Below are 23517 nucleotides of genomic sequence, written 5' to 3' on the forward strand. Positions count from 1 at the left end.
ATATAAAGAAAGGAAAAAAGAGGGGGACTATAATGACTAATCATTTATATATGCGTTTTGTAAAACTTCCGATTTTGTTGAGGATCCTGATGATTGCCGCTATGATGATTACTCTGTTTGGTGTAGTCATTCATTATGTTGAACCGAAAAGTTTCCCGACGATCTTTGATGGTGTCTGGTGGGCTATCATCACTGCGTCAACAGTAGGATTCGGAGATTTCTATCCCGTTACCACATGGGGACGAATCACAGCCATCCTGCTCCTGTTGATTGGCACAGGATTTTTATCTTCATATTTCATTCATCTTTCTGCTGCAACGGTTACTAAACAAAATGCTTATGCTGAGGGAAAGGTAGGCTTCAGAGGAAGCAGTCATATTATCATCATCGGCTGGAACGAGAGGTCTCGTTCAGTTATCCGTTCTCTCATAGAGGCGGATGAAGCCATCATATTGGTGGACGATACACTGGGGTCAAACCCCATTAAGGATGACAATGTCCATTTCATCAGAGGCCGCGCGAACAAGGATGATACCTTATTGAGTGCAGGTATCTCAACAGCAAGGAAAGTGATTATTACATCAGACCAGAATCTGGATGAGCTGCAGGCCGATATGAACACGATTCTCACGCTGCTCGCCATCAAAGGATTGAATCCAGACATCCGTTGCATCGCTGAAATCCAAACAAGCGAACAAATCAATAATGCGAGGAGAGCTGGGGCTGATGAGCTGATTCCCGCTAACGCCCTTACCAGCGCGGTACTTTTGAACAGCATCGCCTCAGCGGAGGTTGTGAACCCTTTATTGGATTTGCTTGGGGAATTGAATGGGAAACGCTTATCTTATATTGAGGTGGAAGCTTCTCTGATTGATAAGAACTTTCAGGAAGCAAGCAGCTTTTTGCTGAAAGAGCGCAATATTATTTTGATTGGACGTAAAAGAGGGGATGACGTAATTGTCAACCCCAAAAACAATATCAAAATCAAATACGATGACCAGCTTCTTGCGATTTCAAATGATGATTAATGTAATAATGCAGATTCTACTTCGCGGACAAGCGACCGCCCTACTTCGATGTACTTTTCCGGAAAGCTTGCATCCTTATCCACCGGTTCCTGGAACTGGTTGAAGGATGCGCTCGCATTCCCAATTTCCGCATGATCATCGATCCCCCGCTGATATTTATGTGAAAGCAGGAAAGGGCGTTGCATCTTCACTGTACAGCCTTTCGAATCAAGCTGGCCATCAATTGCCTTAAATGGAAGCCTCAGAAATTGGTATCCAACTTCGTCATCTATTTTGTAATCGAACGCGCCATGGTCATAATCCCAGTTTCCACCGATGTTATATCCTAACGGTTTAAGCAGCTGCTCCAGTTTAAAAAGATCAAAATGTTTGCCCTCAAGCTCAGACTGTATCTCAATCAATGGTTGTTCCGCCTTTCCAAGTGTGTTTTTGCTTAGTTTTAACCAAAAGCGGTATTTTAATGAGCAGCGAACAAATAGAATAGCCTTAAATGCGGGCAATGACTGCTGGTGTTTTAGGTTTATTGGGGGAGAAATAATTTTATTGGCGGTTTTCACAACTTTATTGGCGAACTGGAAATTTCACGAGATTTTTCCAAGCACTCAAAAAACCAATTCACACAAAAGGAGCACCCATTGTTATCGGGTGCTCCTTTTCAGAATTATTTAAGTCTCTTTTCCAATTCTGCTTTCTTTTCTTCGAAGCCTGGTTTACCAAGCAATGCGAACATGTTCACTTTATATGCCTCAACGCCTGGCTGGTCAAATGGATTCACACCAAGCAGGTAGCCGCTCATGGCGCAGGCTTTTTCGAAGAAATACACAAGGTAACCGAATGTGTACTCATCCAATTGAGGAATCGTCAGAACAAGGTTCGGTACCCCTCCGTCTGTATGGGCAAGCATTGTTCCTTCGAACGCTTTGTTGTTCACGAAATCAACTGTCTTGCCTGCAAGGTAGTTCAAGCCGTCAAGATCGCTTGCCGCTTCTTCAATCACCATTTCATGGCGAGGATTCTCGACCTTGATGATTGTTTCAAACAAGTCACGACGGCCTTCCTGCACATATTGACCAAGTGAATGAAGGTCAGTGGAGAAGTTCGCTGAAGAAGGATAGATTCCCTTCTGGTCTTTCCCTTCACTTTCGCCGAACAGCTGCTTCCACCATTCAGAGAAGTACTGCAGTGATGGCTCATAGTTGATCAGCATTTCGATCGTCTTGCCTTTATTGTAAAGCGCGTTACGGACTGCTGCGTATTGGTACGCAGGATTTTCTTCAAGCTCTGACTTGCCGAAGTCTTCCCTCGCTTGTGCGGCACCCTTCATCATCGCTTCGATGTCTGAACCGCTGACAGCGATCGGCAGCAAGCCTACTGCAGTCAAGACAGAATAACGTCCGCCGACATCATCAGGAATCACGAATGATTCGTAGCCTTCCTCGTCAGCAAGAGTTTTCAATGCACCACGTGCTTTATCCGTTGTCGCATAAATGCGCTTGCGTGCTTCTTCGACTCCATACTTTTCCTCAAGAAGCTTGCGGAAAATACGGAATGCGATCGCAGGCTCCGTCGTTGTTCCAGATTTTGAAATGACATTAATGGAGAAGTCTTTTCCTTCGAGAAGGTCCATCACATCTGTCATATACGTTGAACTGATGTTGTTGCCGATAAAAATGACCTGCGGTGTCTTGCGCTTATCTTTTGAAAGAGCGTTATAGAAGCTGTGCTGTAAGAATTCAAGCGCAGCACGGGCACCAAGATAAGAGCCGCCAATCCCTACAACGAGCAGGACATCAGAATCACTTTTGATTTTTCCAGCTGACTTCTGGATGCGTGCGAATTCTTCTTTATCATAGTCTACAGGCAGATCGATCCAGCCTAAAAAGTCGCTGCCTGCACCAGTCTTTTCATGTAATGAATGATGGGCTACTTTTACAAAATCCCTTAAGTATGTAACTTCGTGTTCACCAAAAAAGCTTAGCGCCTTTGAGTAATCAAAACGAACATGTGTCATGTCTGATCCTCCATTATTTTATATTCTCTATCACTTTATCGAAATGAATCTCAATAATCAAGAAACACTCTCAGATGTAAGCGTGCCCAATTGTGAAATTTTAAGTAAACTTTGCAAAAAGTTTTTTTCATCACGATTGGGCACGTTTATTACCATCCTTTTTTCCAAAATAAAAGAGTCCAATTGAAAGCCAGCCCGCGAATAGTATACCTGTCCCAATCAAAACAGGAACCGGTCCAAATTGTGCAATCAGCGGCATGGAAGCAGCGGTGAACAGGCCGCCACCGACAATCGGTTCAAACATGATTTGTTTATAGCCAAATGCATTGAGTGCTGGCGTTTCTTTTTCCGGATCCACTATTTGCAGTAAAAGTAAGCCGGTAGTGGTCATCCCCATGGATTGTCCATATTCGAGGACAGCTCTTTCAAACCAATGATCAGTCAAAACCCTTTTTGCCAAAAAGAAGAATGCAGCGAGATTCAACACGATTCCCGCACCGGCAAGGATCAGGAAAGGCAGGATATGTTCACTAATCGCTGAAATGGATAGAGTGGTGATGGATGCCACGATCAAGACATCCAGGGAAAACCCCTCAATCCGTGCTAGAACTTTTTTATCAATAAGCTTGTACGGACTGAACCGATCATATAGCAGCTGAGTCGCCACTCCTCCAAGCAAGGCCATAGGAAACAACGGGACATGCTTGATGATTTCGATATCGTAAGCCGGACCCCAAGTGGTATTTTCCAGTAGCAGAAGTCCTTTTAATAAAAGCATACCTGCGCCGACTGCCACAAAAATGAATAAAAAGTTGACTGTCATCGATTCAATGGATTCCGATCTTGTTGATAATTCTCCAGCCGACTGTTCTTCATCCTCAGGGTACAGACCTTTTCGTTCTCGATCAGAAAGCTCGGAAGCTTTTTTCGCTTCCTTCGCCATACCTTTTCTGATGCCCCAATTGACAATGATAATGCCGGTAATCACACCAGTCAGGATCCCGACTGTTGCCAGTCCAAGGGCAATACTGGCTCCTTCAGAAAAATCGAGGGCCTCGAATGTCCCTCTCATTCCGGCAGCCGTACCTGGCCCGCCTTCAAATCCGATTTCAATCAAAGCCCCTGCCATTGGAGGAAGACCGAAAACTGGCTTCAAAATAAAAATCGCCAGAAGGATTCCGACCACATACTGGCCCCATGATACGGTTTGGCCATAGGCAACTTGTGGACCGGCAATCTTCCATATCTTTTTGATTCCGGGAATTTTTTTACCTAAAAAAAGCGAGGCAAAAATAATGGTGATTGCGACTTCAGGAATCGAAAGCATCGCATCGTACACTTTTTCGGGATATACGCCATTTTCCAGAAATCCTGCCCCAGGAATGGTCGATCCCAGCTTTCCCAATGCTTCCTTACTCATTAACAATCCAATTAGACCTGCAATAAGGGAAGTAGGGATAAAATACTTTTGGAAAAAAGGAATCGTCATCCGCAGGAGCATTCCGGCAGCCAACAAGACCGCAATAAACACGAATGCCAGCAGAACACTGTTAAATTCCATCTTCTCCTCCTAGAATTAATCATTTCTCCTAATCCCATACCCTCTCATGCATGGTAAAAACACAGAATCTATTATGGCTTGATTTTCGCTTTGACAATCAGCCTGTGTGTTGCCGTATCAATAGGCGTGCATGTTATAAGGGTTAGTACCTTTTCATCCTGGCTGCCATTGAGTACCGAGGTTTCATGTGGTTCCACCACCAGCGTTTCGTATACTTCATATTGGTAAGTACTGTTTTTATCTTTGACCGTCACGGTATCCCCTACGCCTACTTCATCGAGCCGGTTGAACATGCTTCCGTAGGCTCTGTTTCGATGGGCAGCAATTGCGCTGTTCCCAGGCATACCTGGAGCCGGCGTTCCTTCCAGGAGGCCGGCGCCTTTATCCAAGTTTGCATCCGATGCACCATTCAAAATCGGAAGCTTCACGCCAATCTTGTCAATTTCAATGACACCGACCATTCCAGTTCGCGATTTCTGTTTAATTTTTGTTGTGTCAGATGCCGGTACTTCCTCAGACTCTTGATTTTCAACTGGCGTAATGTCACTTCCACTGCCCTCCGCCTGTGTTTCGATACTGAATACTTTCTCAAGTTCCTTAAGACTCTCAGCAGCCACCGTATTTTCCTGATTGCTGCCTTCCCATTCTTCAATCATATTCTCCTGATTGTAGGAGGTATTAAAATCCTTTGCAGCAGGATAAAAAAAGATCGACAGGCCAGCTATAATCAATAATAGCGACAATACTTTTCTCATTATTTTCACCTCTTATAATAATAAAAGAGGGGAATCTCTTCCCCTCCACCCCGTTTAGTTCTTCAATGGATTCCTGAACCTTAGCAATACTCCTCCTGCAGCGAGCAGGAAGCCCAGTACATAGAACATCGTCCTGCTGCTTTCACCAGTTTGAGGAAGGACCTCGCCGTTCCATACTTGTTCATTTGTTGTGCCATCAGATGTATTTCCGGAATCTGAATTATTGCCAGGTGCTGTCGTCTCACTTTCCTCTTCTGTATCAGCCTCTTCAGTTTCTTCCTCGACTATTTCACCTTTCATATCCCAGTTCACTTGAAGGGTAAGGACACTCTCCACGATTTCCAGAGACTCGATATCCGAGAGCAAGATCAGCTTCGTTTCACCATTGCTGGTAATCTCAATGCCGCGAATCAATTTCAGTTCGACTTCTTCTGTTAGAGTGAGACTGAAAAGTTCATTGACTCTTTCAAAATCAACTCTCTTCCCGCTCATCATCAGCAGTGTCACCTTTTCAATCTGGCGCGGATTCTCGTCAATCATAATTTTTATCATAGATAACAGTTTCATCGTGTCATCAGTATCCTCTGAATCGTCCGTCTCAGATGGTTCTTCTGCAGGAAGCTCACAGCTTTCCAGCCAGTAATTGACAGAGCCTTCTGCTTCAACTCCCACTTTTACTTCACCGACTGGGACAACCAGCTCTTCACCTGTTGTAAAAATCAGTTTGAATGCCGTAACATCATCTTGAATGAACTCCCCATCATCAAATGCTTTAAATAAAGGGGAAGAACCAGGATTCGTCATCTCCTGCCACTCACCGCTAATCTGGACATAGGCCGTTTCAACAGGATTGACACATTGATCGATGTGAAGGTGAATCTGGGTGCTTTTATTATCATTGCCTGGCACGGTTCCATCCTCAGCTGGTGTCGACTCATTTTCGCTATCTGCCGGTGTATTTTCTTCTTGGCCATTGTCTTCTTCTGGAGCATTACTTTCTTCTTGGCCATTGTTTTCTTCTGTATTTTGTTCCTGATTATCTTCCTGATTTGCACTATTTTCAGATTCATCAGGATTATTTGTTACTTGTTCTGAGTCATTTTTAGCTTGGCCAATTGTCTTAGAATCGGTATCTTGCTTATTTTCATGGTCATTTTCCGTAGAAGCTGCTTTTACATCAGCACTGGATTTTTCCTGCTTGCCAGCAGACTCATTATCTTTTTGGACCTGCTCCTCTTGTTTAACAATCTTTTCTTCTTTGGAATTTTCTTTTTGCTCACTATTTTCCGCTGCAAATGCACCTGTAAACGGGAAAGCAATCATAAGCAAAAGCATGAATGCAGCTAAAATGGATAAACGTTTTTTCATTTTCATATTTTCTACTCCTTTGTATTTAAAATCGAGCACTAAAAATAAACTGAATTTTCAGTTTTTAATAAAGGCATTTTCCCTCCTTTTACAATTATTCATTCTCTTTTTCTCGACAAAACAACAGCTTGAATTCCTCTATCCATGGCAACTAGGACAATCTTAGCTGGATGGCAGCCTTAGATTCCTTGTTTTGCGTCCCTGTCTTTCAACAGGTTTGCCCTGAGCATGATGATGTTGATCGTGCTTATGTAAATTATTCCTACTGCTCCATTGTCTTACATTTAGAGACTTACCACAGTTACCCAGTTACTTAAACATTTAGTCCTAGAAAAAATATTGGTAAATTTTTCTTCACCTTCTTTTTTACCCGTATTGAGTGATTTTTTCAGTACATCGATGTCTATCCCAAACTATCTCCATGAGTTTTTTTGCCCATATAAAAGACAAAGGACCCAGGAAATACTCCCGGGTCCTTTAGATTTTTATAATGACATACGATAAATTTCTTGTACGTCGTCTTTATTCATTTTCGCAAAGTTGCCAAATTCACCGTTCGCCATGGCTTTATCCGCCATCAATTCCAGCTTGCTGTCATCAATATCATAATCAGCAAGGCGTGACGGTGCACCAATGCTGTTCCAGAATTCACGCAGCTTTTCGATTCCTTCCAAACCTGCTTCTTCGTCTGTCTTGCCTTCCGGGTTAACACCGAAGACCCTGACAGCCATTTTCTTGAAGCGTTCTGGTTTAACCTTAAGATTATGCTTCATCCAGTTCGGGAACAGGATGGCCAGCCCGCCTCCGTGAGGGATATCATACACTGCCGATACGGCATGCTCGATATTATGAGTCGCCCAATCGCCGCGGTAACCCATGTTAAGAATTCCATTCAAGGCCATCGTTCCTGAATAAAGGATGGTTGCACGGTATTCATAGTTCTCCAGGTCCTCTAGCAGCTTCGGAGCTGTTTCCATCACAGTCAAAAGCAAGGATTCACACATGCGGTCCTGGAATTCCGTATTCTCCGTCAAATGGAAATAGTGCTCGAACACATGTGACATCATGTCGACAATTCCATAAATCGTCTGATCCTTCGGAACGGTAAAAGTGTTCACAGGATCAAGGATGGAGAATTTCGGGAATGTGACCGGGCTTCCCCAGCCATACTTTTCATTCGTTTCCCAATTTGTGATGACAGAACCAGCATTCATTTCAGAGCCTGTAGCTGCCAAAGTAAGGACCGTACCGAATGGAAGAGCTTCTGTTGCAAAAGCCTTCTTTGTGACAAGATCCCAAGCATCGCCATCGTATTTTGCGCCTGCAGCGATTGCTTTCGTGCAGTCAATGACACTGCCGCCGCCTACTGCCAGCAGGAATTCAATGCCTTCTTCCTTGCAAATCTTCACGCCTTTATGGACAGTCGACAAACGGGGATTCGGTTCAACACCAGACAGTTCGAATACTTCCGCGCCAGTTTCTTTCAGAGTGTCCATGACAGAATCATAAAGCCCATTGCGCTTGATGCTGCCACCGCCGTAAACAAGAAGCACCTTCTTGCCATACTGGGGGACTTCATTTTTCAGCTGCTCCAGCTGGTCTTTGCCAAATATCAGTTTCGTTGGATTGTAAAAAGTAAAGTTATCCATTTAAATCACCTTCCTCAACGCTAATTATGTTCCTTTTTAAAAAGCATTGCAAAAAATACACTTCTTAATGTTCTCCAATGTGCTGTAAAATGTTACAACTTTTTTCACATGGGTAGGTAATAAATATAGGGCGAATGAATAATTCATTTCGTGCTGAAACAATCTATAAAAGAACAAATTTATTTTTAAGGAGGAAACATCCATGAGCGGTATTCAACGTGCAGCACTTGTACTTACCATTATCGGAGCCATCAACTGGGGCTTAGTAGGATTCTTCCAATTTGACCTTGTTGCTGCTATTTTCGGCGGACAGGATTCAGCATTGGCTCGAATCATCTATGGATTAGTCGGTCTTGCCGGTCTCATAAACATCGGACTTCTTTTCGCACCAAGCGAAAGAGAAGAGAGAGCCGCAGAACCACGCGCTACTCGGTAATTAAAAATGCGGCTTAATTGGCCAAAAATGAAAAACCCGCCCTATCGAGGCGGGTTTTCTCATGTTTATGATAATACCTTCTTGATTCTTTCGATTGCCCAGTCCAGTTCTTCCTGGCTGATGACAAGCGGCGGTGCAAAACGAATGACCGTATCATGCGTTTCTTTACAGAGCAAGCCTTCTTCTTTTAATTCTTCACAATACTTACGTGCAGGTTCGGTCAGCTCAACGCCAATGAACAGGCCGCGGCCGCGGATATCCTTGATGATGGAGTTGTCGATTTCACGCAGTTTGCTGATGAAATATTCTCCAAGTTCAAGGGAACGGTCGGCAAGCTTCTCATCAATCAGTACATCCAAAGACGCGATGGAAACTGCGCAGGCCATTGGGTTGCCGCCAAAAGTAGACCCGTGGGAACCAGGGTTGAATACTCCCAGTACATCATTGTCTGCAACGACGCATGAAATTGGGAAAACCCCGCCGCCAAGCGCCTTTCCAAGGATGTACATATCAGGCTCAATACCTTCCCATTCACATGCGAACATTTTTCCTGACCTGGCAAGACCGGCCTGGATTTCATCAGCAATGAAAAGGACATTGTTTTCTTTACATTCCTCGAACGCAGCTTTCATGAAACCTTCTGGCGGAATGACGATTCCCGCCTCACCCTGAATCGGTTCAATCAGGAAGGCAGCTGTGTTAGGAGTAATAGCTTCCTTAAGCGCGTCAAGGTCTCCGTAAGGAATCAGTTTGATCCCTGGAAGCATTGGCCCGAAGCCTCGTTTATATTCTTCTTCAGATGATAGAGAGACCGCCGTCATTGTGCGGCCATGGAAGTTGCCGATACAAGCGATCACTTCAGCCTGGTTGTCCGCAACGCCTTTTACATCATAAGCCCAGCGGCGAGCTGCTTTAATAGCCGTTTCAACCGCTTCTGCTCCAGTGTTCATCGGCAAAGCCATTTCTTTGTTCGTCATCTTGCAAACCTTTTCATACCATGGTCCAAGCTGGTCATTGTGGAATGCTCTTGAAGTAAGAGTCACGCGGTCTGCCTGGTCTTTAAGCGCCTGGATGACCTTAGGATGGCGGTGCCCCTGATTGACAGCCGAATACGCGCTCAGCATGTCCATATATTTGTTGCCTTCTGGATCCTCTACCCAAACTCCCTCTGCCTTCGAAATCACGATTGGCAGCGGATGATAGTTATTCGCACCGTACTTTTGAGTCTGCTCGATCAGCGAGCTAGTTTTTGTTGTTGTCATGAATTTTCCTCCGTTCCAATGAAAAAATTGGTTAGACATTCATATTGTAACCTGTAAGCTCTTTCATTTTAACCCCCTAAAAAAGAAAGACAGACGAATTCAGTTTCTTTTATAGAGAGGAGGCACCGGGTTCGGGCTGTTTTTTGGTAGGATTGATTAAACCTTGTCCGAAGTCGCACCAAGTCACTCTGTTTGCACTACTTAAAATACCACCATTTTACCAAAATTAGGAAGACGGCACGATTATACTCTATTTTGGATTAATTACAGGAACTTTTCGGGCAATTAAACCGAACATCCAGGAGATTATGACGTCGTTTCGGGAGATTATCAGCAATCATTAAGAGAATAATTTTTCCAGCTCCCAAATGAGGTCATATCAGTAGCAAATAAGACGATTTTTAAAAGAAAATCAGGCATTTTTCCAGCAGCAAAAACAGGAAAATCCAAACAAGAATTTCCCCATAAAAAAAACCGGACAAAATTGTCCGGTTTTTCGCTTTAAAGCTTATTTCTTAGCCATATCTGACTGGTTGATCCACTCTTGAAGCTTATCCTTCAAAGTGTTGAAGCCTTGAGCTGAATCATCCTGGTGCTGGACTACAGCAGCCGGACGCTTGGCGCCACGTGGCTTCTTAGCGCGTTGTGGTTGTTCAGGTGCTTCTTCAGTAGCACGGATTGATAAGCCGATTTTTCCAGCAGCTTCATCAATTGACAAAACTTTCACTTTCACTTCATCGCCAACTGTAAGGTGCTCGTTAACATCCTTAACATAACCGTGTGTGATTTCTGAAATGTGCACTAGACCTTGTGTATTTTCATCTAATGCTACGAAAGCGCCGTATGGCTGGATTCCTGTAACTTTTCCTGTTAAAACGCTGCCTACTTGAATATTTTCTGACATGGAAACACTCCTAAATATTGTTTTATTTTATCCCATTAATACGCAATTAAAAATTATATCATATTCTGTAGCATTTATCAAAAGGAATAAGATAATTCTATAGGAGTGCTCCCATTATTGAAATGGCAAATATTGGACTTTCCAAAAGCCGTCCTCCTGGACCACCTGGAAGACTGGAGCATCAGGGCGGTCATTGAAATGAAGCTGGATTCCAATTACTTTTTCCGGATCATCCTCCGGGTGGTAAAGGGAAGCGAACTCATAGCCCTTCAGCACTTCGCTTACCGTCCCTTTCGCTTCCTTCATTTCTTGTATATATTGTTCTTCTGGAGGCTGGCCGCCATTCTTACTGTATAGTGCGTATTTGGTTTCGTACTCACCCGCCTGGTCTGCATGGAAGTATAGCTGCATGATTTCAAATGGGCCATAATTTTTCAGGATATTGAAATTCTTCTTGGCCGCGAATTCCTTATAGCTCGACATCAGAGCATCTGAGAGCGGGAGCACTTGTCTGTCAATTACGTCTTCCTGCTTTATATGGGCTGGGATCTCCATAATCTCCATATACCTTGGAAAATCAAGCTTCTCGACATCAGCCGGCTTTTGGAAGTTATTGTTTTCCATCTTTTTGTACATATTTTGCACAGCTGAAGCTGTGTCGGTCTCCGGATAGGTTTTAACCAAATATATATATGCTTGTTTTACTTCATCTTTCAACTCGTTATTTTTGTCATAAATATGTTGACTGACAACAAAAAGGCCAAAGAGATTCCGGACGTCAATCCGCATCGTTTCCTCGATGGTCGCATCCTCCACTGTTGCAATTGTTTTTTCGAGCTTTACCAGTAAATCCGCCAGGCCCTCAAAGGAAATGACCTCTCCGTTACGGTCCTGAACTCTGTTGCTCCTTAGTTCCAAATACTTTACGTAATCTTCATGAGCTGTTCCGCGAAGGCGGTCTGCAATGCCGATAAAGTTCACATAAGGAACAATACTGCCTGCTTCTTCCCTAAAAGCATATCCATTTTCAACAGCTCTTGATGACATTTCTTTCAACTTAGCAGAAGAAATACCTTCTCCACTGGCATTCATCTTTTTGACAACCACGGTGACACTTTCTTTCTCAATTGCTTTATTTATGTCATCTTCGTAATAGGTCATCGAAAGATAATAAGCTCCTAAAAAAGACTCCAGTTGATTTAGGAGGGTATACTCAGGACCATCAAAAGAAACTTCGTCATTTTTTTCTTGTAAAAGCCTGTCGATGATCTCTGCTGGCATGGTGAAAGCTTGATCAATCTCACTGGTAAGTCTTTTTCTCGTCTCATCCAAATCGGTTTGTTCATATGCTTCCAGGTTTGATAGAAAAGCTGTTTCCTCATCTTTAAGTTCCATTGGAATATCTCGGTATAGATAATTTTCAAATCCTGATAAGAATCCCAGCTTTTCTTTAGTCTGAAGTTCCCTCTCCTGATAATACTCCTGTAGATCCTCAAACACAGCTTTTACATCCGCTTCTCCCAGCTCACCGGAATCATTTTCACCGGATGATGCCTGATGCAGTTCTGTCTTGTCCTTAGCTGGCGCTTGATCCCCGATATATTGCATCATCAAGACCCCTGCAATCATCCCCACTCCAATAAAGCTCGCGGCGTAAGGTAGGTGAAACCATTTGTTTTGTTTCTGCTTCTTTTGGTCCTTTTTGATTGCCGCAAGGATTGCTGAACGATTCTCATCTTCCGGCATGTCATCGTATGCTTTTTTCAGGCTGTCCAGACGCTTTTCCAATAATTGATCATCCATGGTTTGCACCCTCCTTCTTTTCGGCTAGAGTGAGCAGTTTCTTCAAGTGTTCTTTCCCTCTTGACATTCTTGTCTTTACATTTGCCAGAGATGCACCACTAATCTCCGCGATTTCGTCATAGCTTTTATCATGAAAATAGAAGAGGACAATCGGGATGCGGTATTTCTCATCGAGTTTTTGGATGCACTCATGCAGTGTCCTGTCTTCTTCATATCGCAGGAGGCTTTCTTCTGCTGTCTTCTCGTTGTATGAGCGTTCCTTGCCGATCTTCAGTACCTTTTTAAATTGCCTATGTTTACTGCGTGCAAAATCCCTTGTGACATTCAGGGTGATTTTATAGAGCCAGGTTGTGAATTTGGCATGTGAAAATTGATCGAGGAAGCGGTATACCCTAACGAATACTTCCTGAGTGATATCATCTATGTCGTCATATTTGTTCCCAAGTTGGAAGGCAAAGCGCTTGACGGTTGGAGTATGGATATCGATCAACTCCGCGAAAGCCTGCATATTGCCATTCCGGGCGCGGAACACTAATTCATCATCGTTCATTTTGGAACCCCCAAACTGGTACCTTCTCTTTTTTCGTTCTTTTACGGAGACAGCTGCGGCCGCATGCGTTTCTGTCTCTTTAATCGAAAATAACTTTTACCTATAAAACGGCATATTTTGTTTTTTGTTTCAAAAAAATAACAAAAAGCTTAATAATTGTTTAAAGCCTGAAAATACTATGCTTTTTCCTGAAAAAATAGTAACATGAAAAGGTATTTTTTTATTTTGTCAGAAAATATAAATATTCAGTCTTTTTTAAAAAAGGAGTTTTCTTATGAACAGGCACGAACAATGGACTTCAAAGCTCGGGTTCATCCTGGCTGCAGCAGGATCAGCCATCGGACTCGGGGCGATTTGGAAATTTCCCTATATGGCAGGAACAAATGGAGGCGGCATCTTTCTGATCTTCTTCTTGCTGATGACTATTTTTATAGGTGCACCTATCTTGCTGGCTGAATTTATCATTGGCCGCAATACTCAAAAGGACGCTGTTATGTCTTATAAACACCTGGCGCCGAAAAGCGCATGGCCTTTGCTTGGGTATGGCGGTGTCATTGCCTCCTTCCTGATCCTGTCTTTCTACAGTGTAGTTGGCGGGTGGATCCTTTCCTATTTAGCGCGGAGCCTTACCGGATCACTTTCTGAATTAACCCAGGCGGAATACGGTGCAGCATTTGAAAACATCATATCCAATCCAGTTGAAGCTGTTGCTGTTCAGCTGTTATTCCTTGTCCTTACCATCTGGGTCGTGCAGGGCGGCGTCCAGCAGGGCATTGAAAAAGCGAGCAAATACATGATGCCCGCTCTGTTCATCCTTTTTATCATCCTGGTAATCAGGTCTTTAACTTTGGATGGAGCGATGGCCGGGGTAGAGTTTTTCCTGAAGCCTGACTGGTCTGCTGTAACAGGGCAAACCATTTTGATGGCTCTCGGGCAGTCCTTTTTTGCTTTAAGTGTCGGACTTTCCGTAATGGTGACTTATGCTTCTTATTTGCCCAAGGGGGAAAGCCTGGCAAAATCCGCTTTTTCAGTAGTCGGGTTGAATATTCTCATATCGCTGCTCGCCGGCCTTGTCATTTTCCCGGCTGTATTCGCGTTTGGTTTAGAACCTGAAGCAGGACCCGGACTCGTTTTTGTCGTCCTGCCTGCCGTATTTAATGAACTGGCATTTGGCGGGTTATTTATGACGATTTTCTTGATTCTGCTGCTTTTTGCGACATTGACATCCGCGTTTTCAATTCTTGAGATCATCGTCGCGGTACTATCTAAAGGAGACAAAGATAAACGGAAGAAGTTTTCCTGGATTGCTGGCCTGCTTGTTTTCGCTGCGGGAATTCCGAATGCTCTTTCCTTCGGTGTTTTATCAGAGGTGAAATTTTTCGGAAAAACCTTCTTCGATCTCGCCGACTTCCTGACTAGCAATATTGCCCTGCCGCTGGGAGCTTTCTTCATCGCCATATTCGTCGGTTATGTCCTCCCGCGAAAAATGGTCAGACGTGAAATGGAGGAAGGAATTGAAAGCAATGCATTATTATTCAACATTTGGTTCTTCTGCATTCGCTACATCGTACCAATAGGTATCGGCATTGTTTTTTTACAATCGATTGGTATAATCTAAAGTTAAGAAAACGTTCACATTATTGTCGATATTTTCAAAAATTTAATGATAAACTTATAGTAAGAGATATTTTATTTTTGGAGGTGATGAGCGATGACTGCAATTGGACAGAATATCAAGATGTGCCGTGAACGAGTCGGAATCTCACAGGAGGAGCTCGCTTTAAAAATCAGGGTAGGTACGCGGACGATCCAAAGATACGAAAGCGGCGAGCAGACACCTAAATTGCAGACGATTCTAAAAATCTCGACAGCCCTTGATGTCCCTGCATCCGAATTAATGGGAGAGATTTATTACGCTGCACCGCCAGAACTCGACCAAAGACCAAGCAGCTTGTAACCTGCAATATCATAAAACCACTTAGCAGGCAGGTTATTATGCCTGCTCTATTTTTTTGCTGCTGTAAATGTCGGCCGCATAGAATGAGAACCAGTCATTAAATTTTTCAAAATAAATGTATACTATTCTGCCAATCTGGCTATCCTAGTCCCATAAGGCTTTCTAGTATTCCCCCCTTTTTTAATGGGCACCAGCATTGGTGCCCATATTTTTTTGTTTTTTATTGTGTGAAGCAGCGTTTTGCGGGGAAAATAAATGGCATACCTTGCCTAATATGTCAGGAGTGAAAGCCGATGGAATTTGCCAGGAATAAAACCGTTAGAGGAATCGACCTTTACTATGAGCACTACCAGAACCCTGACGCAGAGGAAACTTTGGTTCTGCTCCATGGTTTTCTGTCCTCTACTTTCAGCTTCAGGCATTTGATTCCTCTGTTAAAAGAGGATTATAACGTGATTTCAGTGGACCTTCCCCCTTTTGGGAAGAGCGGGAAGTTATCGAGCTTCAAATATTCTTATGAGAACCTGGCCGCGACAGTCGTTGAGCTGATGAAATCCCTTGGTGTCCGTGAATTCAATGTCATAGGGCATTCAATGGGCGGCCAAATCGCCATGAATATCCTATTGCATCATCCGGAATATGCGAAAAAGGGAATCTTGCTTTGCAGTTCGGGATATTTGAAAAAGGCAAAGCTGCCGCTAGTCCTTTCAAGCTACATCCCGTATTTCCATCTTTACGTAAAGTTCCACCTGGCACGATCGGGTGTAAAACAAAACCTGCAGAATGTCGTATATGACCATTCGATGATCAATGATGAAATGCTGTATGGCTATCTCTCTCCATTCCTGGAGGATGATATTTTCAAAGCGTTGACGATGATGATCCGCCACCGGGAGGGCGACCTTTCATCCGAAGAGCTAAGGAGAATCGAAGCTCCATGCCTGCTGATTTGGGGCGAACACGATAAAGTCGTCCCCGTCCGGATCGGGAGAAAGCTGAATAAGGACTTGAAGAATTCAGAACTCGTCATTTTAAAAGAAACTGGCCACCTCGTCCCCGAGGAACGCCCGGAGGATGTCCATCAATTGATCAACAGGTTCATAGCAGCAGAGGAAACAGCTGAAGCAACAGCAAACGGCAGCCGCTGATGGCTGCCGTTTCTGTTCGTATAGAGGAAGAGTTATAAGGAGCAAACATCTTCATTTTTGATCGCAAGCATTGTGTTTGCGACTGTCAGGCATTGATCATACGGCAAGACCTGTTCGAATGAAAACTCGAAAACGGACTGAATCCTGCGGGCGATTTTATCAGCTTCGTCATAATCATGGACAGCCTGGAGGATATCGGCGATTTCCGGGTCGAACTGGCCTTCGCCAACCTTGAAGGGATCCCATTTATTCAAAACATCAATTAATTTATAGCTAAGTTCTTTCGATTCCAATCCAATCACCTGATTATTTTTTAAAAATATCTTATCATAAAGTAAGAGTAAGATAAATTTTTCAAGGAGAAGGCGGTGCGTACATAGTGGATAGAATAAATTTTGACAAGGTAGTGGACAGGAACAATTCGCATTCAGTAAAGTGGGATGCGATTGATAAGGTTTTTGGCAAAGATGATGTCCTGCCAATGTGGGTCGCAGATATGGATTTCCATCCTCCCGAGGCGGTCACCGATGCACTGAAGGGTCGGATCGAACACGGGATATTCGGCTATACCTTTGTGCCGATGTCAGTGACAGAAGCCATCCAGGACTGGATGAAAAATCGCCATGATTGCGAATTCAAGAAATCATCCATCGTTTTCAGCGAAGGAGTCGTCCCTTCGATCAGCACGGCAATTCGTGCGTTTACGGAAAAAGGTGATAAGGTACTTGTTCATTCTCCAGTGTATACACCATTTTTTAACATGGTCAAAAATAACGACCGCACCCTCGTTACGTCTAATCTATTGATAGAGAACGGGCGATTCGAAATGGATTTTGCCGACTTTGAAGCCAAGCTGCAGGATGGCGTGAAAATGTTCATTCTCTGTAACCCGCATAATCCTGGAGGCAGAGTCTGGACTCGTGATGAACTGGAAAAAATCGGCGACCTGTGCGTAAAGCATGACGTTCTGATGGTTTCCGATGAAATCCATTCGGACCTTGTGTTCAAGCCCAATGTCCATATCCCAATCGCTTCGATCAAGGAAGAATTCAGGGAGATCACTGCCACCTTCGTTGCGCCAAGTAAAACCTTCAACCTTGCCGGCCTTCAGGCTTCCGCCGCCCTGATTCCGAACAAGGAGCTGAAGGCGAAATTCAAAAAAGTCCAAGAGCAGCAAGGCTTCTTTACATTGAATGCCTTTGCGATTGCAGGAATGGAAGCTGCCTACCGTGAAGGTGAAGAATGGCTCGAGCAGCTGCTTGAATACCTGGATGAGAATATGAAGATCACAACTGATTTTATTGCCGAACACCTGCCAGCACTAAAACCGATGAAGGCAGATGCCACGTACCTCCTCTGGATCGATTGTCGCGGTCTTGGTTTGAGCGACGAGGAGATCAAAGATCAGCTGCTTGAAAAAGGAAAACTCGGACTGGAACCAGGAACGAAGTATGGTGAAGGCGGCGAAGGCTTTGTCCGGATGAACCTGGCCTGTCCGCGCGAAACCTTGAATGAGGGACTTGAGAGGTTGAAGCTGGCATTCAGTTAGACTTTTAGTAAGCAAAAATGGAGCCGTCCCATTCGGGCTGGCTCCATTTTTTATGCGCTCACTTCCAGCGCTTCGTAGTATGGCTCTAAGGAATAGCCAATGATTGTGTCCAGGAATGGATGCAGCCTTTGCGGAATCAGCATGCGCGCATAATCCCAGGCATTCATCTCAATCTGGAGGGCAATGCTCTTCTTCAACACGTCATTGCCGGTTTCCTCCATACGCAGGATCAGCTCCGCAAGTTCACGGTCCTCGGCATGCCCAATCTCATGAGCAAAAACAACGGCAAGATAATCTTCAAAATGTTCCATTGAAGAAAAGACCTGCAGGCATTGCGCCTTGATCTCTTCAATATATAAAGTAATCGTATGAGTTCCAAAATTATATTTCCCGCCCGCAAAACGGTCGCCCGGAAAAAAGCCTTCAAGTTTTACCTTCACACTGCTGCCAGATTGGACAAGAATTTCTTCGACAATCTTCTCTATCTGTAAGTTCTTCAATTTATACCCCTAACTTCATTTTAGAATATAAATTGTATTATAACGTTTTAGTAAAATAATGAAAACATGACTTTTACCCTGATTTTCAACGGGATAAACCTTATTTTTAATACATATTAAATGGATAATTCCTCACTTTACATTTTTATAGCGAAAATCCTGTTTTTATAGCGAAAAAAACTTTTTTATAGCGAAAACTCAAATTTTATAGCGAAATTTACGTTTTTATAGCGAAAATCCGGATTTTATAGCGAACTGGAAATTCCGCTCGATTTTTACCAGTTATTCTGCCCATAAAAAAAGAACAGCCAATGAATCAGCTGTTCTCCTTATGATCATTCATTTGTTTCATGATTGCCTGCTCGTGTTCCTTTGCTTTCTGCGCTTCCCTTTTGGAAACTTTGATGATGTATCTCATCGTCAGGACCGCTCCGATCAGGAAAACGAGCGAAGTGATCGCGGCCGGGATATATTCAGTCTTGTCTTCCGGAAAATATAAAAATAATGAGATGACAAACCACTTACTCATTCTCATCTTCCTTTCATCAGCTCTCCAAACATTATAGCAAGGTTTGGATTTTCGTCCAACCGCAAACAACTTCCTATTTCAGCACATTGATTTTTTCGATGACGACATCTTCCTCTGGCTTGTCCTGAGGACCCGTTGGAGCAGCGGCAATCTTATCAACAACATCCATTCCCTCGACTACCTGGCCGAATACAGTGTGCCTGCCATCAAGGTGTGGCGTGCCGCCAGTTTCATACATCTTCAGGACTTCTTCAGGGTAACCTGCCTGCTTCATCTTCTCTGGAAGACTAGCATCCAGCTCCTTGTTTTGGACGATGAAGAACTGGCTTCCGTTCGTGTTCGGACCGGAATTGGCCATTGATAATGCACCGCGAATGTTAAAGAGCTGTTGTGAAAATTCATCTTCAAATGGAGCGCCGTAGATGCTTTCACCGCCCATACCCGTTCCATCAGGATCGCCGCCCTGGATCATGAATCCGTCAATAACGCGGTGGAAAGTGACTCCTTCATAGTAGCCCTCTTCGCTATGCTTAATAAAGTTCTCTACCGCTTTTGGAGCCTGCTCAGGGAAAAGCTTGATTTTAACAGTTCCCATGGAAGTGACCATTTCTACAAGCCTTTCATTTTCCTGGACTTCCGCTGTCGCTTGAGGATAATCAAGATCTTCCTCAACGGCTTGTCCAGCATTCGTCTTGTCTTCGTTCTGCTTGTCCTCGTTCTGCTTGTCTGCTTCCTGCTTTTCGTCAGCGGTGCCGCAGCCAGCTAGAACAAGCATCATTGCAAAAAGTACTGCCAATATTTTTTTAGTCATTGTATGTATCCCTCCTATAGACACTTTAAACGATTACAAAATGTTTTGCACCTTTGTTTTTGCTATAATAAAAGAAATTATGTGTATTCCGAAAGGAGCTTTCAACATGGCTGAATTGAATATCGGCGATCAAGTAACCGCCATTTACAAAACCGGCAAATACATAGGCGAAATCACAGAACGCCGGCCACAGCACTATCTTGTCCGAGTGTTGGCTGTGGCAAAACATCCGATGCAGGGCGACCTACACAATCCAAAGGACGCGGCGGTTGGTTTTTTCCATGAAAGAAAAGCACTGTCTTTCCGCGAACAGGCAAACATCCCTGAAAAAATGGTCAAGCCATATGAGGGGGAAATTCCTGATTACCTTGAATCTTTAAAGGAAGCGACGAGCAAGCTTCGCGGTGAACTTGAAGGCGACGATTCACCATGGGCACAGCAGAGCCTGAGAAACCTTGAGTCTCTGGAGAAGGATTATTTTAAATAAAGTTTCTTTCGAAAACTTTGTTGCACTCTCAACCTAATTCTTTATTCAGAAGTCTCCATGATATTGGTTAAATGGATGCCAGAACCAGCCTTAAGAGACGCAAAAAGCCAGATTGTTTTTTCCAATCTGGCTTTTCTATGCGAATTTATTGAGCAGCTTGGAGAAATCGACCATATCCCCGATTGTGGCCGGTTCCGGTCTTTGCAAGTATTGTTTGTCTTTTTCCACTAGCTTGTAAATATGGTAGGTCGTCAAAGCATCATCAAGGGCACGGTGATGTTTGCCTGTACCTTCCCTGCCATACTCCTGCACTGCCTTCCATAGCCCTGTTTGGTTCTGGTCGCCGAAGAAGCGCTTATATTCCATCGAAAGATCAATCTGCTTACCCGGCAGCGGAAAAGCGACAGACGCCTGCTGGCAATTTTGCAGCAACACCTTCATGTCCATATTGCCCCAGGTGACAATCTGGCAATTCTTGCTCCCCCCCATTGACCTAAGCTTATCTACCAAAGCCTTGAACGTAATACCCGAATTCACCTGCTCCTGGGTGATGTTCAGAAATGAGCGGCAGCGATCTGTCAAAATCGGAAAACGCAGCGGCCGGACATACGAAGAAAATTGTTCAACCACCTTGCCGTTCTCGACGAGGACAGCGCCAGCTTCAATGATTTCCGGGTAAAAGCCCCTTCTCTTGCTGTTCCGGTCAGGCATCGTAAACTCAAAATCAATAAATAATGTTGTCCTTTCTTTTTCGCTCATGCTTCCCCAACTTTCTGAAAAGCCAGTAGTTGTATGTAACCAGTATATGCTTTTCGGTCGATTATTTTATCTATTATATCACGTTTTTTATTAAATTTTTAAATTTTCTGCAATTTAAGGTGAGCATTTTTTTATTAAAAGCTCTGTTAAATTCGGCAGTTGATTTTCGTTCCAGGCGCTTCGCTTTCCGCGGGCAGTCGGGGAGCCTCCTCAGCGCTTTAAGCGCCTGCGGGGTCTCCCCATGACTTGCTCATCCCCGCAGGAGTCTTCGCGCCTTCCACTACAATCAACAGAGCATAAAAACAACCTCGGGTTTTAACAGAGCCTAATCAAAAATGAAAGTAAATTTCAGCTCATCACTTCCGATATTATGGAGAGTGGAAAGAAAAATGAATGCAGAAAGGAATTACCGTGAGGATTATAACAGGCTACCTTTTGATACTACTATTAATTCCAGCGTTTATTGCAGTTGTGACATTAACCTATACAGAAGCAGGAAATGCTGTAAGCATCAGTGATACCCTTGATAAAAAAATCGATTTGACCAAGTCGAAGCTCTCCCAAACGAGTACAATCCTTGCAAATAATGGTGAAGTTATTACCGAGATACACCGGCCTATGAACAGGAGCTATGCTGCAGGGCATGAAATCCCTGATTTTATTAAAGAGATGTTTATTGTTTCTGAAGACCGTAATTTTGAAAAACATCCCGGTTTTGATTTGCCGGCAATTGGCCGCGCTCTGGCCATCAATATTCATTCGGAGGACATAGAACAGGGCGCAAGCACCATTACCCAGCAGCTGGCGCGGAACCAATATCTGAACCACCAGAAATCATATAACCGCAAGCTTAGTGAAGTATTATATGCCTACCAGCTGGAGAAGACTTTTTTAAAGTCAGAGATTCTTGAACAGTATTTAAATGCGATTTATTTTCACAATAATGCATATGGAATTAAGGCCGCAGCGGACTTTTATTTTAAAAAAGCCCCGATGGACCTTTCCGAGGCGGAACAAGCTTTCCTTGCTGCGATTCCAAATAATCCGTCCTATTATGACCCGATACAGCACTTCGAGCGAACAAAAAAACGTCAAGAACGGCTGTTGGATCAACTTGCAAAACATGGAAAAATCAAACCTGGTTCAGCACAAAAGCTAAAGCAGGAACCAATCATACTGAAAGTCGACTCCCGGAAAAATTTATATCCTGACTATACTTCCTATGCTTTACACGAGCTGAGGGAATTGATTTCAGAACGGGAAAATCTCGATAACAGCGACGAACTAACATCAAGGATGGAGGAATTGCTTCGTTCAGGTGTGGTCATACATACAAATTTGGATATCGGTCTGCAAAATCGGGCAGTCAGAGCTGTTAAAACCCACCTCCAAGATGCAGCGATTCAAGGCGCCGCCACAGTGGTCAACCATGAAACCGGGAAGATAGTGGCGGTCGCCGGAGGAAAGGATTATCAGAGCGGCGACTTCAACCGAGCATATCAGGCGTTTCGCCAGCCAGGCTCTTCGATTAAGCCATTGCTGGTTTATGCCCCTTACTTTGAAAGATTCGATGCAAACGAGGATTCTCAAGTCAACGCCGGCCCGCTTTGCATCAAGGGTTATTGCCCAAAGAACTATGGGGGATCAAACTATGGGATGGTCACGCTTGAGAAAGCATTCATCAATTCCTACAATACACCGGCTGTACGGATTTTACAGCAGGTTGGAGCACATGAAGCCTTCAGTGACCTTACACCCTTTCAATTTGAAAAAGTAACAGAACAGGATCATGTGCTCGCCGCTGCAGTTGGCGGTTTCACAACTGGAGTCAGTCCGCTTGAAATGACATCAGCTTATACCGTTTTCAGCAATAAAGGCCTTTTCCTAAAGCCAAGAGCAATCTCGAATGTAACAGATTCGGATGGAGAAGTACTTTATAAATGGAACGACGAGCCTGCCCAGGTATGGAATCCGAGCACCGCTGAAATAGTGAGGAGCCTGATGCAAAAGACTGTTGCCTCAGGAACAGCAATAAAAGCAGCTGGTGCCGGACCTGGTGCCGGAGGCAAGACCGGAACGACAAATAACTTTAAAGACTTCTGGTTCATCGGCTTCAACGGGCCGTACACAGCAGGAGTCTGGGTCGGCAAAGACAAGCCGCAGAGCATGGAAAATATCAATCATCAGTCACCTCATCTATTGATCTGGCGTGACATCATGAAAAAATAAACCGGACAGTCACGATGACTGCCCGGTTCCTCTTAACTCATTCGCCATCAACCTTATGACAGACACTTTTTCCTTGTGCACGCTTAGTTCTGTCCGTTATCGCTCTTATGACGGATACTTTTTTGTTTCTCTCGCTCATTTCTGTCCATCATCAACCTTGTGACGGACACTTTTTTCTTCTGCACTACCATTTCTGTCCATCATCAACCTTGTGACGGACA

General features: G+C 43.9%; 23 protein-coding genes and 1 riboswitch. Of the genes, 8 read left to right on the top strand and 15 right to left on the bottom strand.

Annotated elements, in window-relative coordinates:
* The first annotated feature begins 32 nt into the window (after positions 1 to 32).
* Entirely contained in the window at positions 33 to 1028 is a 996-nt protein-coding gene (locus tag J7I80_RS13670; RefSeq protein WP_214738896.1) for a potassium channel family protein, read from the top strand.
* Here J7I80_RS13670 and J7I80_RS13675 read toward each other — a convergent pair.
* The 6 genes from J7I80_RS13675 to J7I80_RS13700 form a co-directional block, all read right to left on the bottom strand.
* Positions 1025 to 1429, bottom strand: coding sequence for a YugN-like family protein (locus J7I80_RS13675; protein ID WP_214738897.1), 405 nt, complete (start codon positions 1427 to 1429; stop codon positions 1025 to 1027). The genes J7I80_RS13670 and J7I80_RS13675 overlap by 4 nt on opposite strands.
* A gap of 260 nt (positions 1430 to 1689) precedes the next feature.
* Positions 1690 to 3039: a glucose-6-phosphate isomerase gene (locus tag J7I80_RS13680; protein ID WP_214738898.1), complete on the bottom strand. Its 1350-nt coding sequence runs from the start codon at positions 3037 to 3039 to the stop codon at positions 1690 to 1692.
* A gap of 130 nt (positions 3040 to 3169) precedes the next feature.
* Positions 3170 to 4600 carry a sodium/glutamate symporter gene (locus J7I80_RS13685; protein WP_214738899.1) on the bottom strand — a complete coding sequence of 477 codons (1431 nt, stop codon included), beginning with the start codon at positions 4598 to 4600 and terminating at the stop codon, positions 3170 to 3172.
* 71 nt (positions 4601 to 4671) lie between these two features.
* Entirely contained in the window at positions 4672 to 5355 is a 684-nt protein-coding gene (locus J7I80_RS13690) for a class D sortase (protein WP_214738900.1), read from the bottom strand.
* Positions 5356 to 5409: 54 nt separating this feature from the next.
* Positions 5410 to 6729 carry an LPXTG cell wall anchor domain-containing protein gene (locus tag J7I80_RS13695; protein WP_214738901.1) on the bottom strand — a complete coding sequence of 440 codons (1320 nt, stop codon included), beginning with the start codon at positions 6727 to 6729 and terminating at the stop codon, positions 5410 to 5412.
* 137 nt (positions 6730 to 6866) lie between these two features.
* Positions 6867 to 6955, bottom strand: a riboswitch (cyclic di-GMP riboswitch).
* 253 nt (positions 6956 to 7208) lie between these two features.
* Entirely contained in the window at positions 7209 to 8372 is a 1164-nt protein-coding gene (locus J7I80_RS13700; protein WP_214738902.1) for an iron-containing alcohol dehydrogenase, read from the bottom strand.
* 202 nt (positions 8373 to 8574) lie between these two features.
* Here J7I80_RS13700 and J7I80_RS13705 point away from each other — a divergent pair, with 202 nt between their 5' ends.
* A complete protein-coding gene (locus tag J7I80_RS13705) occupies positions 8575 to 8808 on the top strand; it encodes a DUF378 domain-containing protein (RefSeq protein ID WP_023626663.1) in 234 nt (77 codons plus the stop codon).
* Positions 8809 to 8873: 65 nt separating this feature from the next.
* On the opposite strand, the gene J7I80_RS13710 is transcribed toward J7I80_RS13705, so the two are convergent.
* The 4 genes from J7I80_RS13710 to J7I80_RS13725 form a co-directional block, all read right to left on the bottom strand.
* Positions 8874 to 10070, bottom strand: a complete 1197-nt coding sequence (locus tag J7I80_RS13710; RefSeq protein WP_214738903.1) for an ornithine--oxo-acid transaminase — start codon at positions 10068 to 10070, stop codon at positions 8874 to 8876.
* A gap of 508 nt (positions 10071 to 10578) precedes the next feature.
* Positions 10579 to 10974: a S1 domain-containing post-transcriptional regulator GSP13 gene (yugI, locus tag J7I80_RS13715; RefSeq protein ID WP_041967157.1), complete on the bottom strand. Its 396-nt coding sequence runs from the start codon at positions 10972 to 10974 to the stop codon at positions 10579 to 10581.
* A gap of 114 nt (positions 10975 to 11088) precedes the next feature.
* Positions 11089 to 12777, bottom strand: coding sequence for a hypothetical protein (locus tag J7I80_RS13720; protein WP_214738904.1), 1689 nt, complete (start codon positions 12775 to 12777; stop codon positions 11089 to 11091).
* Complete coding sequence (locus J7I80_RS13725) at positions 12770 to 13327, bottom strand: RNA polymerase sigma factor (protein WP_214738905.1); 558 nt, start codon at positions 13325 to 13327, stop codon at positions 12770 to 12772. The genes J7I80_RS13720 and J7I80_RS13725 overlap by 8 nt, the downstream gene beginning before the upstream one ends.
* 274 nt (positions 13328 to 13601) lie before the next feature.
* Between J7I80_RS13725 and J7I80_RS13730 the strand changes: the two genes are divergently transcribed.
* The 3 genes from J7I80_RS13730 to J7I80_RS13740 all read left to right on the top strand — a co-directional run bounded on the left by J7I80_RS13730 (position 13602) and on the right by J7I80_RS13740 (position 16432).
* Complete coding sequence (locus J7I80_RS13730) at positions 13602 to 14945, top strand: sodium-dependent transporter (protein WP_214738906.1); 1344 nt, start codon at positions 13602 to 13604, stop codon at positions 14943 to 14945.
* A 93-nt stretch (positions 14946 to 15038) separates the two neighbouring features.
* Complete coding sequence (locus tag J7I80_RS13735; protein ID WP_102264162.1) at positions 15039 to 15284, top strand: helix-turn-helix domain-containing protein; 246 nt, start codon at positions 15039 to 15041, stop codon at positions 15282 to 15284.
* A 293-nt stretch (positions 15285 to 15577) separates the two neighbouring features.
* Positions 15578 to 16432: an alpha/beta fold hydrolase gene (locus J7I80_RS13740; RefSeq protein ID WP_214738907.1), complete on the top strand. Its 855-nt coding sequence runs from the start codon at positions 15578 to 15580 to the stop codon at positions 16430 to 16432.
* Between the two features lie 32 nt (positions 16433 to 16464).
* Here the strand turns inward: J7I80_RS13740 and J7I80_RS13745 are convergent, their stop codons facing one another.
* The gene (locus J7I80_RS13745; RefSeq protein ID WP_214738908.1) at positions 16465 to 16725 is read right to left on the bottom strand and encodes a DUF1871 family protein; all 261 of its coding nucleotides are present in this window, start codon (positions 16723 to 16725) and stop codon (positions 16465 to 16467) included.
* Positions 16726 to 16811: 86 nt separating this feature from the next.
* Between J7I80_RS13745 and J7I80_RS13750 the strand changes: the two genes are divergently transcribed.
* Positions 16812 to 17981: a MalY/PatB family protein gene (locus J7I80_RS13750; RefSeq protein WP_353050110.1), complete on the top strand. Its 1170-nt coding sequence runs from the start codon at positions 16812 to 16814 to the stop codon at positions 17979 to 17981.
* 50 nt (positions 17982 to 18031) lie between these two features.
* Here the strand turns inward: J7I80_RS13750 and J7I80_RS13755 are convergent, their stop codons facing one another.
* From J7I80_RS13755 to J7I80_RS13765, 3 genes are all read right to left on the bottom strand, one after another.
* On the bottom strand, positions 18032 to 18481 hold the full coding sequence (locus J7I80_RS13755) for a hypothetical protein (RefSeq protein WP_214738909.1): 450 nt from the start codon (positions 18479 to 18481) through the stop codon (positions 18032 to 18034).
* 316 nt (positions 18482 to 18797) lie between these two features.
* Positions 18798 to 19010, bottom strand: a complete 213-nt coding sequence (locus J7I80_RS13760) for a hypothetical protein (protein WP_214738910.1) — start codon at positions 19008 to 19010, stop codon at positions 18798 to 18800.
* Positions 19011 to 19083: 73 nt separating this feature from the next.
* Positions 19084 to 19821 (bottom strand): peptidylprolyl isomerase, encoded by a 738-nt coding sequence (locus J7I80_RS13765; RefSeq protein WP_214738911.1) that lies wholly within the window; start codon positions 19819 to 19821, stop codon positions 19084 to 19086.
* Positions 19822 to 19927: 106 nt separating this feature from the next.
* Here J7I80_RS13765 and kapB point away from each other — a divergent pair, with 106 nt between their 5' ends.
* A complete protein-coding gene (gene kapB / locus J7I80_RS13770) occupies positions 19928 to 20308 on the top strand; it encodes a kinase-associated lipoprotein KapB (protein WP_214738912.1) in 381 nt (126 codons plus the stop codon).
* Positions 20309 to 20443: 135 nt separating this feature from the next.
* On the opposite strand, the gene kapD is transcribed toward kapB, so the two are convergent.
* Complete coding sequence (gene kapD, locus J7I80_RS13775) at positions 20444 to 21067, bottom strand: 3'-5' exonuclease KapD (protein ID WP_214738913.1); 624 nt, start codon at positions 21065 to 21067, stop codon at positions 20444 to 20446.
* A gap of 393 nt (positions 21068 to 21460) precedes the next feature.
* On the opposite strand from kapD, the gene J7I80_RS13780 reads away from it, so the two are divergent.
* Complete coding sequence (locus J7I80_RS13780; RefSeq protein WP_251027756.1) at positions 21461 to 23296, top strand: transglycosylase domain-containing protein; 1836 nt, start codon at positions 21461 to 21463, stop codon at positions 23294 to 23296.
* Positions 23297 to 23517 lie beyond the last annotated feature (221 nt).

The sequence above is a fragment of the Bacillus sp. ISL-41 genome, from assembly GCF_018613235.1.
GTDB lineage: Bacteria > Bacillota > Bacilli > Bacillales > Cytobacillaceae > Mesobacillus.

Coding starts and splice junctions, on each gene's coding strand:
- J7I80_RS13720 (WP_214738904.1), bottom strand. CDS start 12,777: ATGGATGATCAATTATTGGAAAAGCGTCTGGACAGCCTGAAAAAAGCA.
- J7I80_RS13690 (WP_214738900.1), bottom strand. CDS start 5,355: ATGAGAAAAGTATTGTCGCTATTATTGATTATAGCTGGCCTGTCGATC.
- J7I80_RS13735 (WP_102264162.1), top strand. CDS start 15,039: ATGACTGCAATTGGACAGAATATCAAGATGTGCCGTGAACGAGTCGGA.
- J7I80_RS13700 (WP_214738902.1), bottom strand. CDS start 8,372: ATGGATAACTTTACTTTTTACAATCCAACGAAACTGATATTTGGCAAA.
- J7I80_RS13725 (WP_214738905.1), bottom strand. CDS start 13,327: ATGAACGATGATGAATTAGTGTTCCGCGCCCGGAATGGCAATATGCAG.
- kapB (WP_214738912.1), top strand. CDS start 19,928: ATGGCTGAATTGAATATCGGCGATCAAGTAACCGCCATTTACAAAACC.
- J7I80_RS13760 (WP_214738910.1), bottom strand. CDS start 19,010: ATGAGTAAGTGGTTTGTCATCTCATTATTTTTATATTTTCCGGAAGAC.
- J7I80_RS13730 (WP_214738906.1), top strand. CDS start 13,602: ATGAACAGGCACGAACAATGGACTTCAAAGCTCGGGTTCATCCTGGCT.
- J7I80_RS13670 (WP_214738896.1), top strand. CDS start 33: ATGACTAATCATTTATATATGCGTTTTGTAAAACTTCCGATTTTGTTG.
- J7I80_RS13765 (WP_214738911.1), bottom strand. CDS start 19,821: ATGACTAAAAAAATATTGGCAGTACTTTTTGCAATGATGCTTGTTCTA.
- J7I80_RS13710 (WP_214738903.1), bottom strand. CDS start 10,070: ATGACAACAACAAAAACTAGCTCGCTGATCGAGCAGACTCAAAAGTAC.
- J7I80_RS13780 (WP_251027756.1), top strand. CDS start 21,461: ATGCAGAAAGGAATTACCGTGAGGATTATAACAGGCTACCTTTTGATA.
- J7I80_RS13680 (WP_214738898.1), bottom strand. CDS start 3,039: ATGACACATGTTCGTTTTGATTACTCAAAGGCGCTAAGCTTTTTTGGT.
- kapD (WP_214738913.1), bottom strand. CDS start 21,067: ATGAGCGAAAAAGAAAGGACAACATTATTTATTGATTTTGAGTTTACG.
- J7I80_RS13740 (WP_214738907.1), top strand. CDS start 15,578: ATGGAATTTGCCAGGAATAAAACCGTTAGAGGAATCGACCTTTACTAT.
- J7I80_RS13695 (WP_214738901.1), bottom strand. CDS start 6,729: ATGAAAATGAAAAAACGTTTATCCATTTTAGCTGCATTCATGCTTTTG.
- J7I80_RS13685 (WP_214738899.1), bottom strand. CDS start 4,600: ATGGAATTTAACAGTGTTCTGCTGGCATTCGTGTTTATTGCGGTCTTG.
- J7I80_RS13705 (WP_023626663.1), top strand. CDS start 8,575: ATGAGCGGTATTCAACGTGCAGCACTTGTACTTACCATTATCGGAGCC.
- yugI (WP_041967157.1), bottom strand. CDS start 10,974: ATGTCAGAAAATATTCAAGTAGGCAGCGTTTTAACAGGAAAAGTTACA.